We start from the raw sequence: 12,966 nt of genomic DNA, 5'->3' as shown, positions 1-12,966 counted from the left end.
AACTCCCTATTTTTAAACTTCAATTTTAAATTCTTTTGGTTTGATATTAAATTTTGCTAACATTTCTTCTTCCGTGTAAGCACCCGCTGGTCGATAAGTTCCTTTTTTCTTTTGAATTAAAGTGCGAATATTATCACCAGCAACAGTCCCGATCACTAATGCAATTCCTACAATTAATACCACTCATTTATTAATTAAAGCAAATGCTCCCGGAATTAATGCTCAAATAAAATCAGTGTCTGATCACCCCGCCCCAATTCGAATGGTATAATCTGGTCCCGCATACATATTAGCGGCATAGAAAGCACACGGAATGAAAGTAATAATAACTCCTGATAAAAATGGGGCAACAAGTGCTCCTCAAATTCCCCCCCGAGAATTTCCATATACTCCTGCTCCAGCGCCAATAAAGAAATGGCCAACAATTCCTGGCAAAACAACTGGAATTGCCGAAACAGCATGATACATATTGTCAGTTCCTAACAAAGTAACTTGGGGGGCAAATTTTGCAATTACAAATGTTAATGCAAAACCAACAATTCCCCCGGCAAATGATGTAATAAATCCAATTACAGTGGCATTTGGGGCCGTAACCCATGTTAAAGCCACATCAACTCCAGCTCGTCCTCGCTTAACAACTTTCTCTGCAAAGCCTTTAAAGGCGGGTACTAATTGTCCAACAAACATTTTTACCCCAAAAACCAAAATTTGGGTACCCGCCGCAAATTTAAAACCATCAATTAATGCTAACGCAAACCATGACATTGTCGGGTCTTTCGCATAAGCATTTAGCGAAGATGGCCCTGCTGAAGTTCCAATAAATGCATTAATTCCACGGACTCCATAAGCAATACAAAAAATTAAAATATAAAAGATTAACATTGATAATGCCGTAGTAATCATTCCTTCTTTTAAAAATCCAGCTGTTTTTGGAACATTCATATTTTCTGTTGATTTAACTTTGCCTTTGGCAAGTTTGTTAAATCCTAGTCCAATATAACCAGCCATTGTGAAACTCAATGATCCGGTATGAGCGACTGCAATACTATCACGCCCTAAAATATAACGTAAAAATCTTTGGTTAGCTGCACTTGACATCATTGCATAAAATGATAAAAAGGTTGCTCCCCCAATGATAATAATTACATAGTCTTCAGCTTTTAAAGCGCCACTGATACCAACTAAAATAGCAGCGGCAAACGCAATTGACATATAATATAAAACATGTCCCGTTAAATAAACATAGCGGAATCTTGTTAATGCTGCCATGGCAATGTTTAATAAAATTGCGATAACCATAATACCCGTTGCCACTGTCATAATTGATGGAATAATTCCCCCAATTGTGGCAAAAATTGCTTCATTGGATGCGAACTGCGCAGTAATTGAACTACCATCAGGACCGGTTACTAAGTTTTTAAAAACTGGGGTAAAATCTCCTAAAGTTGTTTTTAAAGCGGATGAACCAATCTCTAAAATAAAAAAACCAATAATACATTTAAAAGTACCAACTACAACATCAGAAAAACTTTTGCGCTGAATTAATTGTCCAATTAAACAAATTAATCCAACTAGTAACGCAGCTTCACCAAAAAATGAATTAAGGAATAACATAAACTCCGTTCCCCCACTGATACTATAACCATCAGTATTTAACATCATATTTTCACCTTCTTTCTCTGGTTATCTTGAATACTTGTATACAAGATAAAATATCTAAAAATAAAGAGAGAACAAGTTATACAAAGCTCTCATCTTCACTTTAACGGTACCACTTTTTTTTTTTTTTTTGCAATGGTTTTGTTAAAAAATATCTTTATATTATTTACATGATTTTAATGATTTTTATTAAAAGATTTTTGATAGAATAAAGTTATAGAAAGAATAGAAAGGTAGTAGATAACGGTAATGTTTATTAAGAAAGACAAAAATTTAAGCAGTTTAAATTCTCGTGATTATGCATACCAACTACTAAAGCAAAATATTCTTGAATTTGTAATTTTACCTGGCACTTTAATCTCTGAAAATGAATTAAGTAAACAATTAAATATTTCACGGACTCCAATTCGCGAAGCTTTAAAAGTTTTACAAACAGAAGGATTAATTGATATTTTACCCCAAAAAGGTTCCTTTGTTTCAAAAATTGATATTCAACAAGCAGAAGATGGCATCTTAGTTCGGAAAGCCGTTGAAATTGAAATTCTAAAACAAGCTTGTGTTAAATTTGATAAAAAAGTATGGAGCCACCTAGAAAAAATTATTCAAAAACAAGAAAAATTAATTAGTCAAGAAATTTTTGATGTAATGAAATTTTATGAATTAGATAATGAATTTCATCGTTTAATTTTTCTTGGTGTTAACCATGAACATATTTGAACCAAGTTACGAGAAATGGCGGCAAGTTATGATCGAATTCGGATTATTGAAGTAATTGATCAAATTAACCTCGATATTGTGTTAAACCAGCATAAAGAAGAACTGGAAATTATTAAAAATGGTTGGGTCGATAAAATTGATCAATTTATGCAAAATCATACACACAACTTTTTAAAAACAATTCCTTATATGCGTCAAAAATTTCCTAATATTTTTAAATAATCCTTGTTAATTAAAGGGTTATTTATTTTTTTGTTTTTTAACTTGTATACAAGTTAAAAAAGTAGTATAGTAGTTTTGTGAGGTGAAAGAAATGGAAAATGTTCTCTTAACATTAAAGAACGAAAAAATTGTGGCGGTAATTCGTACCACCACAGCACAAAAAGCAATTGCAGCAGTTAAAGCATGCATTGAAGGAAACATCAAAATTATTGAAATAACTTTTACAATTCCTAATATTGAAGAAGTTATTAAAACAATACAAACAACTTATCAAAAACAAACCGATATTATAATTGGGGCCGGGACTGTCATTAATGAGGAATTGGCACAGCAAGCAATTGCTTGGGGATGTCAATTTATTGTTGGACCTAATTTTAACTTGGCAATCAGTAAGTTATGCCAAGCAAAAAAAGTTTTATATATTCCGGGAGCTATGACGATTACGGAAATGACTAATATTTTAGCCAATGGTTGAAAACTAGTAAAACTATTTCCGGGCAGTTGTTTCAGTCCTGATTATATTAAAGCAATTAAAGCACCTTTACCAAATATTGAAATTATGCCAACTGGCGGTGTTGATGAGCATAATCTCCAAATATGGCTAAAAAATGGTTGTTTAGCATGCGGAATTGGTGGTAATTTAATTAATCCGATTGAAAAAGATGATTATCTTGCCGTTGTTAATAAAGCAAAGGAATATGTGCGATTAGCACAAAATATTTAAATGAAGAAAAAAGTCATTGGTATTTTAGGAGACCCATTGTTACGATTAACAACAAAAATGGGAACTAGTTTTGAAGATGGTAGTTTTGTTCGTTTTAATTATGGTGGTGCAGAAATGAATGTTGGTATCAATTTAGCTGGTTGGGATAATGAAGTTTATGCAATTAGCCAATTTCCCGAAAATCAAATTGGTAATAAATTTAAAAAACATTTAAATTCATTTGGTGTTAAAACCAATTTCATTACTTCAACTCACAATAGTCGGATTGGATTATATTATTTATCATCCCCCACTAGTATCAAAAATGGTGAAGTAACTTATGATCGGAACAACTCAGCATTTTGAAGTTGAAATCCTGATGAGGAGACAATTAACAAAATTGTCAAAACAATTGATCATCTCCATCTTTCAGGAATTACTTTAGCATTAAATCAAACAGTTCAAACAAATGCTTTGAAATTAATTCAAGCAATGCAAAAAAATAATAAAACTATAAGTTTTGACTTTAACTACCGAGCTAATTTGTGAACGATTCAAGAAGCTCAGCAAGCAATTCTAACAATCTTGCCCTATGTTGATTATGCTTTTTGCGGACACAAAGATTTACAATTCATCCTTAACCTAATTGTTAATAATAGCAGCGAAGATTATCAATTAGAATTACAAACCGGATGGCAAAACTTAATGGCTGAATTTCCTAATTTGAAACTTTTGGCATGTACCAAAAGAGAAGTTAAATCTCCACAAGATAACATTTTAACTGGTTTTTTATATGCTAATAACAAATTTTACCAAACTACCCCGGTTGTCCTTCACAACATTATTGATCGAATTGGTGGGGGTGATGCTTTTGCAAGCGGAATTTTGCAAGGAGTCCTTAATGGTTGAGAAGACAATGTTACATTAGACTTTGCCCTAGCTAATAGCGTTTTGAAACATACTATGTATGGTGATCATTATTCCTTTACAATTGATGAAATTAAAAAATTTATAACCCAACCTGCTCGTGATGTTACTAGATAACCTTTAGAAAGGAAGTAACTAAAATGCATACTATTCAGACAAAAGAAATCCAAATAACTATTAATGATAATCCCTTAGAATTAACATCTGTGCAATACAAAAAGAAAGAATATACCTACCAGTTAGATGGTGATTGGCAAAAACAAAATCCAATCTGTTTTCCAATAACTGGACGTCTTATTAATAACGAGTATTGATATAATGGGCAAAAATATTCAATGCCAATTCATGGTTTCTTCCGAGATATTAAAAATTGAAAAATTATTCAGAAAACAACAAATACAATTGTTTTTGAATTTATCCATCACCAGGAATTCAAAGACCAATACCCGTTTGCTTTTACTTTGCAAGTAAAATATGAAATTCACGATGATGAATTTATTAACCAAGTAACAATTATTAATAATGAAACTACCCAAGACTTACCGTATTGCTTTGGATGACACCCATCTTTTATTATTGACCCGCCCACAGCAAAAATTAGTTTTAATAAACCACAAGTTTTAACAACTATTCCTAGCGATAATTGGTTTAAAAAAAATATGGTTAGTACCACTATTAATGAATTTATTCCTAACCACATGGATTATAGTAAAGGACAAAGTTATGACTTATTAAATCATAATTTAACAGAAGTTATTTTAACAGATAACACCCGAGAAATTAAAATTACCGTTCAAAACTATCCTAATCTTGTTTTTTGAAAAATTAATGATCAAGCCAAATTTATTTGTATTGAACCATGGGATGGTCATCAAGATTATGAAGATAGTGGCCAGGTTGATATTTTTGCAAAACCATGGATTAACAAATTGCAACCTGGTCATCAAAAAGAATATATATTAAAAATTAAGTTTATTAAATAAAAATAGTAAGGATTAAAGAGTCATCTAAATCCTTACTATTTTTTTATTTACTGTTATTATAATCAATGACTGCTTTTACAAACCCATTAAACAACGGATTTGGTTTATTTGGTCGCGAAGTAAACTCAGGATGGTATTGCGAAGCAATAAAGAACCGATGACTAGGAATTTCAATAATTTCTACCAAGTCTTTCTCCTGATAAATACCACTAAAAATCATTCCGTAGTCTTGTAATAATTTACGATAGTCATTATTAAATTCATAACGGTGACGGTGGCGTTCTCAAACTTCCTCTTGTTGGTATAACTGCGCTGCTAGTGATCCTTTTAATAAAGTTGCTTTATAATTTCCTAAGCGCAGCGTCCCACCCCGGGCTTCATCTTTATTTTTTCCCCGGATTAAATCAATTACAGGATTAGGAGTTTCTCCAAATTCACTTGAATTTGCGCCTTGAATTTTACAAACATTACGGGCAAATTCAACAACAGCTGCTTGCATTCCAAAACAAATTCCTAAAAAAGGAATGTTATGTTCACGCGCATATTGAACCGCTAAAATCTTACCTTCAAACCCGCGTTCACCAAAACCACCAGGAACCAAGATTCCACTTGCCCCAGCTAATAATTCTGAACAATTATCTTCATAAACATCATCAGCTTTAATTCAGTCAATTTTAACTTTAACATTATTTTCATAACCAGCAATGTGCAATGATTCCATTACCGATAAATAAGCATCTGGTAATTCAACATATTTACCCACTAGTTTAATGACAATTTCTGCTTGCGAATTATGAATCTGATTCACAAAGCGGTTTCATTGACTAATATCTGTTCGAGGCAATTTTAAGTTCAATAATTTTGCTACTGATAACTGCGCATTTTGTTCATACATATGTAATGGAACTTCATAAATTGTTTTGGCATCATTAGCAACTAAGACATTTTGCAATTCAACATTACAGAATAACGCAATTTTGGCCAGCACACTTTCATCTAATGGTTGTTCTGTTCGGGCCACAATAATATCGGGTTGAATTCCAAATGATAATAATTCCCGGACAGAATGCTGGGTTGGTTTAGTTTTTGATTCTTTTGAAGCTGCAATATATGGAACTAGTGAAACATGCATAAAAATAACATTTTCGCGACCCTTTTCAATCCGAACCTGGCGAATTGCTTCAATAAAAGGTAATGATTCAATGTCCCCCACTGTGCCCCCAATTTCAGTAATAATAACATCTGCTTGTGAATTTTTTGCAGCTGAATAAACCTTATTTTTAATTTCATTAGTAATATGGGGAACAACTTGGACAGTTCGCCCGTCATATTCACCCCGGCGCTCTTTTTCAATAACATTTTTATAAATAAAACCAGATGTGATGTTTGATTCTTTTGTCAAATTTTCATCAATAAAGCGTTCATAATGCCCTAAATCTAAATCAGTTTCACCACCATCGGCAGTTACATAAACTTCGCCATGTTGATAAGGGCTCATTGTCCCAGGGTCAACATTTAAATATGGGTCAAATTTTTGCATAAAAATCTTCAGCCCACTTGCTTTTAATAAAACCCCAATTGAAGAAGCTGTAATTCCTTTTCCTAGTCCTGAAACAACCCCACCGGTTACAAAGATATACTTAGTCATAGTTTTTCCATCCTTTCTGCACTAAAAATAAAAATTAGAAACAATCGAAAATTAATATATAATTGTTTCTAATTACATATAAAATTTAATTATTCTCTTCCATTTCTTTTTCTAAAGCTTGTCAGTCAATTTCTTCAGTAATTCCTAATTTAGCAGCTACTGTTTGGTCATCATCATCAACCGAAAACTCGGTTTCTGCTAAATCATCATCTAAATCAATTTCAGTTAAATCTTCATCATCGTCATCATCATCAATGTCTTCATCAAGATCGTCATCAAAATCTAATTGATCAGAAAGATCATCTTTATCTTCTTCTTCATCTAAATCAATATCTTCAAACTCTTCAGTTGTTTCAAATTGATCAGTATAATCATATTGTTTTTTAATTTCATCATATTTTAAAAGTTCACGTAAACCTCACATACCTTCACTTGTTAAAACAAAACGATTATCTAATACTAAATCAGTATATAATTCAGCAATAACATCTTCTTTACTATGTCCTTGGACACTGATATCATTGACAGCGATGGCATTTCATATATTTTCAAAAGTATCACTGTGTTTAATTTTCTTTAAATATTCATATACTAATTCTAATAATTCAACATTATCATTCATCATCTGTTCTACCCCTTTTAAATTATTAATAATTTATTTCAAGACATCATTTACTGTGTAATATGATATTGAACCATGTAATTTTTTATCACTATTTGCTAAAAAGATTTCAGAAATTTCATTTAGATTTTTAATATCACTATTGACTTGAATAAATATTGGTTTTTTTTCACCATCATAAAGTTTTACTGGTTTTAACTCAAATTCAACCATAAAATAATTATAATAGTTTTTGTATTTTTTTGCCAAATTTTTTTTAATTTCTTCTAAATCACCTCGTTTGGCATCAATTTGACGTAAGAAATTACGGTTAGTTAACATTGTGATTAGTTTTTGTAAAATTTCATCATCTTCATTACTTAACATTTTAATGTAAGTAAAAAAAGTGTAATCATCAAGTTGGCAATAAGCACTTGCTGTCATTTGTTTCCCTTCCAATAATGGTTTTAATAAGTCTATTATATCATTATTTTTAAATTGAAATCCTGTGTGGTATAAATCATATAATCTTTGAAAAAACATCTTAAAAGTTAAATCAAAACCAATACTTAACGGGTGAAGATAAATTTGTTTATACATATGATAACGCCCAATTAAATAACTTTCAATGGCATACTGGGTTTTTTGTGGGAATACAATTTTATGATCTTTAATATCAATATGACGAATAATTCATTGAACATCTAAATGACTATATTCAACCCCACTGTTTTTCCCATCCCGTAATAAATAATCCATCCGGTCGGCATCAATTTGAGAAGATACTAAGGAAGATAATACTTTATCCGGGTGCTTTTCTTCAATCATTAAACATAATTCAGCAATTTCTTCATCAGTTAATTCCTGTTTTAAAATTTGGTTAACTTGCGTTGTTGATGATTTAATAATTAACGCTGAATATTCTTCATGGCTAATATTAGCTTTATTAACATCATTGACCATTTCAAAAGTATGCGAAAATGGTCCGTGCCCAATATCATGCAATAACCCTGCTAATTTAACTAGTAACTGCTGACGCGGATTGGGATAATTTTCTTGGAATGATTTTGTTTTTAAAATTTCACTAATTAAATGATAAACCCCAATGCAATGTGTAAACCGCGTATGCGAAGCACTCGGGAAAATAAACTGCCCACCACCAAGTTGGTTAATTCTACGTAAACGTTGAAATTCTTGACTATTGATAAGGTTAACAGCAATTTGTTCTCATAATTCAATGTCACCATGAACACTATCACGAATAATTAATGGTAATTTACTTTTCATTACTGTTTAATAAGTTATCAATGTTTTTAATAACTTGTTCCTTTCCTAATAAATAAATAACTTTGGCTAATTCTGGACCATGCTCTTGATGCGAAGCAAAAATCCGAATTGGCATAAACAAGTCTTTTCCCTTAACATTTAAAGTTTTACCCAACATACTAATAATTTCTTTAATACTAATTTCATTTCAGTTTGTTAACTGGTTAACTTGGTTGCGAAACTCGACAATTAATTCCTGATAATTATTTAAATTATTTAACATTCCAATTGTTTCTGAACTTAATTCAGTAACCGGAACAAAGAACGGTTTTGTTAAAGCAACAATTTCTTGACCATATTGCAGTTCTTTTTTATAAATTAATAAGAGCATTGTTAATCAATCATTCGCTTTATTTGTTAAATCATAAGCGCTTGCTAAAAAAGGTTTGGTAAAGGCTAAATATTCCTCATCACTCATTTTTTTAATATATAAATTATTCATTCAAGTTAATTTTTTAACATCAAACATACTTGGGGATTTACTTAGTCTTGTTTCATCAAAAATTTTAATTAGTTCTTCTTTAGTAAAAATTTCTTCTTCTCCTAATGGTGACCATCCTAATAACGCGATAAAATTAAAAATGGCATTTGGTAAGTACCCAATTTCACGATATTGGCTAATAAACTGCATTAAATGACCATCCCGTTTTGATAATTTTTTATGTTGTTCATTAACAATTAAAGTCAAGTGAGCAAAAATTGGGGGCTCTTTTTCAAAAGCTCGATAAATCATCAATTGTTTTGGCGTATTTGAAATATGTTCTTCGCCACGAACGACATGACTAATTTCCATTAAAATATCATCAATTACTACGGCAAAATTATAAGTTGGAATCCCGTTTGATTTCATAATTACTCAGTCACCAAGATCTTTTGATTCAAAATGAACTGGTCCACGCACTAAATCATTAAAATCATAACTTTCCTGATCAGGAACAAAAAAGCGAATACTTTTTGGAATATTATTTTTTAATTTTTCATTAACTTCCGCTTCCGAAAGACGGTAGCACCGACGAACATAACGGGGCGAAGCATAACCTTGGGCTAGTTGTTTTTCCCGTGAAGCTTCTAATTCCGCAGCCGTACAAAAACAATAATATGCTTTTTTAGTGGCTAACAACTTATTGGCATATTCAGCATATGTTTGTAATCTTTCTAACTGGGTGTATGGTCCATATTGACCAGGTTTATCAATAGTTTCATCTGGTTCAATCCCCAATCAGCGTAAATTATCTAGTTGAGAGGCAATCGCTCCTTCCACATTTCGTTCAACATCAGTGTCTTCAATTCTTAAAATAAAAGCACCCTGGTAGTGTTTTGCTAATAAATAATTAAATAATGCTGTTCTGGTGTTTCCAATATGTAAGAATCCCGTTGGGCTGGGAGCATATCGTAATCTAATTTTCTTTTCCATTATAACTCCTTCTCAATGTTGGTATTTTTCCTACCCTTAACATAATAATTATATAAGTATTTTCTTAAAAAAGACAAAAAAATTACGAATTAATCCTCGTAATTTCTATTCATCTAATAAGGCAACTTGCTCTTGAATGTGCATTTTTCGTAAACTGTGGGCGGATAATAGATAAGTTACTAAATAAATAATGGCAATTGTACATAAGACAATAATAATTAAATACCAAGTAAATGAATAAGGAAGCACAAGCAGATGGGCATTTTCAAAAATATTAATTCCCCCGACAATGGCAAACCACCCGGCAATAAAACCAAGGATAAGAGCAATCACCACAATTGGCGTAAATAACCCTAAGGTAAAGGAGTTAATTTCCCGGTTGGTATATCCTTGAATCCGTAATAAAGCCATCATCTTACTAAACTGGTTAACAAATAAATTGGTAATCATCGTAACAATCGCAATTGCGGCAAAAATAATAATTAAGATAAAGGCAATTCCTAACATTAAGGCAATTAGAGCAACCCGGTCTAAAATATCAATTTTTGTACTAATCATATTATTATCCTTGACCATTCAGTTAAAGTTGTCATTAAAATTATTAATATCATACCCCCCAGTTATGGAGGCTAATCCTAATCTTGTTGTCTGGTCAGTTGGTTCGGAGTTAAGGGTAAATTTCCCATTAAAATAAGTGGGAATCCCAAGATCCTGGTGATAAGTTGTGGCATAACCTAATAACTGGTTGGCAATATTTTGATTTAAATAAATTAATGGCTTTTCATAAGAATTTTGAACGCCGACCACCTGATAATTAACTTTCTTTTGATAAGGATTACTTGCTAAATCATTGGCATTCGCAATCTTTAATAATCCAGTTTTAAATGCTTCGGTATATCATTGGGTTGGAATCCCAGCGTCACCAAATACTTGTTGAACACTAGTAATTGCAATAACACTATAATTTCAATCAAATGGGCGAATAACATAACTATTATCGCGGGTACGAACAACCCCATATTTTCCATCAATTAAAGATGGAAACGGATTTCCCGACGGATTTTTATCATTCACAATAACTTTATTGAGGTCAATACCATTGACCCCTGTTGCTGGTAATTTTAATAAAATATTTTTCATTAAATAATATGGGCGAACATGGTTCCCACTACTATCAAGATAAGTAGGATCATAATAGCCATATTCTAATGCCGTATACCGACTAGGATTAGTTACCCCGTTATATTTAACTAAATCAGAATTTCCATAACTTAGGTGACTAAAATCAATTTGGTCCAAGGGAATATCCTTGCTCGGATCATATGAATCAAGGCCCTGGTCATTGTCTAAAGTATCATTATAAACCCACCAGGTCGGATCAATTGGAACTGCTTGGCCTAAGGTATTTGTATAAGTTAGAATATCAACATTTGGTTGGGCACTAATAATATCATTAACATGATAGTTATAGCGTTTTTCAAAAGCCTGATTGATTAAAATTGGAATTGTATTATTTTGATATTTATCTTGTTGTAGTAAATCCTTATTAAAAGTAATCATCCGACTATTCGGATTAATCCCATATGTTGCAATCCCAACTGCTTGATTGTTTAATTGCACAGTTGAAGTAAATTTTGTAAAGAACTCATCATTTGCTTGATCATAGGGCACGGTTTGCGCAGCAATTGTAAACTCATTTTGACGTTCAACTGATTTATTCCAATATTCCATTAAATAAGCGGGGGCTAAGGCACTCACCGTTTGTTGAATACATGATTTTCAATCGCCAACTAGACTATGGTTAATTCCGGCAATTTTCGGTAAAACTGTACAAGCAACATTATCAACCATAAACTGGATTTGGTCATCTGGTTTTCCGGTGGTTGGGTCACGATAATCATCTAAAATTTTTTGTAATGATCCAATTGAAATATTAGCGCCCCGAAAGGCTAGTAAGTTATACCCCAACATATTAATAAGTTCACTGGGGTAATTACCACCTTTATCAATGGTCGGATCATATTCATTGGTATTAATTTTGCTAGTTTCTCGTCATGTTGGATTGCCAATTGAATGATAATACTTAGGAATCACTCCATTGTTTGTTAAGGGATAATCAATACTATTGCCCTGCCCTACTCCTTGTCATTGGTAAACATCATAACGCGTAATTGGGGAATTGGGAATCGGAGCTTCATAATCGGTTTCGTTTTTAAAATTCCAATACTTATAATAATCATGGACAATTGAAGAACCAGTTACTGGTAAAGCAATTGCCATCGTGATTGCAAAAGTGGCAATTAACATTGTACCAAAAATCATCACAATTTTTTTAACCGAAACTGCCGCAATTGAAAATTTAAATTTCGTATTAAATCGTTTTAATGGTAAATTTGCTCTTAGTTTTAAAATTAACGAATTAGGGCGTAAGTTTTTATTAAAGTTAATTAAATCTAAGGTATTAATGGAAATCATTCGCAGTGAAATAAAGAAACATACTAGACTACATAGGACTAGAAAACCAAGTAAACTATAAAATAATGATGGATAATAAGCATTAAACTGGCTTGGTAAGGTAAAGAAGTTATTAAAAACCCCAATAATCGGAATTTGTAAGACTAACCCAATTACCCAACCAAAAATGACTCCGACAATAATTGGAATTAAGGGATAAAAAGAATACGCCAACGCAATTTGAACTTGGTTATAACCTAATGATTTTAAAATTCCAATTTTATTTTTTTCTTTTTCAATTTGTTTTTTAAT

10 protein-coding genes are annotated in these 12,966 nt (G+C 31.8%); 4 read left to right on the top strand and 6 right to left on the bottom strand.

The genetic code is table 4. From position 1 onward, the window contains the following. Positions 1-12 precede the first annotated feature (12 nt). Positions 13-1,662, bottom strand: a complete 1,650-nt coding sequence (locus tag SERIO_RS01190) for a PTS transporter subunit IIC (protein ID WP_047791100.1) — start codon at positions 1,660-1,662, stop codon at positions 13-15. 246 nt (positions 1,663-1,908) lie between these two features. On the opposite strand from SERIO_RS01190, the gene SERIO_RS01185 reads away from it, so the two are divergent. From SERIO_RS01185 to SERIO_RS01170, 4 genes are all read left to right on the top strand, one after another. Then, positions 1,909-2,598, top strand: a complete 690-nt coding sequence (locus tag SERIO_RS01185) for a GntR family transcriptional regulator (protein ID WP_047791099.1) — start codon at positions 1,909-1,911, stop codon at positions 2,596-2,598. Between the two features lie 91 nt (positions 2,599-2,689). After that, complete coding sequence (locus SERIO_RS01180; protein WP_047791098.1) at positions 2,690-3,322, top strand: bifunctional 2-keto-4-hydroxyglutarate aldolase/2-keto-3-deoxy-6-phosphogluconate aldolase; 633 nt, start codon at positions 2,690-2,692, stop codon at positions 3,320-3,322. Continuing rightward, the gene (locus SERIO_RS01175; protein ID WP_047791097.1) at positions 3,323-4,345 is read left to right on the top strand and encodes a sugar kinase; all 1,023 of its coding nucleotides are present in this window, start codon (positions 3,323-3,325) and stop codon (positions 4,343-4,345) included. 23 nt (positions 4,346-4,368) lie between these two features. Beyond that, the gene (locus SERIO_RS01170) at positions 4,369-5,211 is read left to right on the top strand and encodes an aldose epimerase family protein (protein ID WP_047791096.1); all 843 of its coding nucleotides are present in this window, start codon (positions 4,369-4,371) and stop codon (positions 5,209-5,211) included. Positions 5,212-5,254: 43 nt separating this feature from the next. On the opposite strand, the gene pyrG is transcribed toward SERIO_RS01170, so the two are convergent. From pyrG to SERIO_RS01145, 5 genes are all read right to left on the bottom strand, one after another. Then, a complete protein-coding gene (gene pyrG, locus SERIO_RS01165; protein ID WP_047791095.1) occupies positions 5,255-6,859 on the bottom strand; it encodes a CTP synthase in 1,605 nt (534 codons plus the stop codon). A gap of 85 nt (positions 6,860-6,944) precedes the next feature. Next, positions 6,945-7,484, bottom strand: a complete 540-nt coding sequence (gene rpoE, locus SERIO_RS01160) for a DNA-directed RNA polymerase subunit delta (RefSeq protein WP_236682164.1) — start codon at positions 7,482-7,484, stop codon at positions 6,945-6,947. A gap of 30 nt (positions 7,485-7,514) precedes the next feature. Then, positions 7,515-8,747, bottom strand: a complete 1,233-nt coding sequence (locus SERIO_RS01155; protein WP_047791093.1) for an HD domain-containing protein — start codon at positions 8,745-8,747, stop codon at positions 7,515-7,517. Continuing rightward, a complete protein-coding gene (gltX, locus tag SERIO_RS01150) occupies positions 8,737-10,200 on the bottom strand; it encodes a glutamate--tRNA ligase (RefSeq protein WP_047791092.1) in 1,464 nt (487 codons plus the stop codon). Before gltX ends, SERIO_RS01155 begins: the two co-directional genes overlap by 11 nt. 105 nt (positions 10,201-10,305) lie before the next feature. Next, the gene (locus SERIO_RS01145) at positions 10,306-12,966 is read right to left on the bottom strand and encodes an FtsX-like permease family protein (protein WP_330217076.1); all 2,661 of its coding nucleotides are present in this window, start codon (positions 12,964-12,966) and stop codon (positions 10,306-10,308) included.

Source organism: Spiroplasma eriocheiris, assembly GCF_001029265.1.
Classification (GTDB): Bacteria; Bacillota_I; Bacilli_A; order Mycoplasmatales; family Mycoplasmataceae; genus Spiroplasma; species Spiroplasma eriocheiris.
This window is presented reverse-complemented; position numbering and strand designations above follow the sequence as displayed.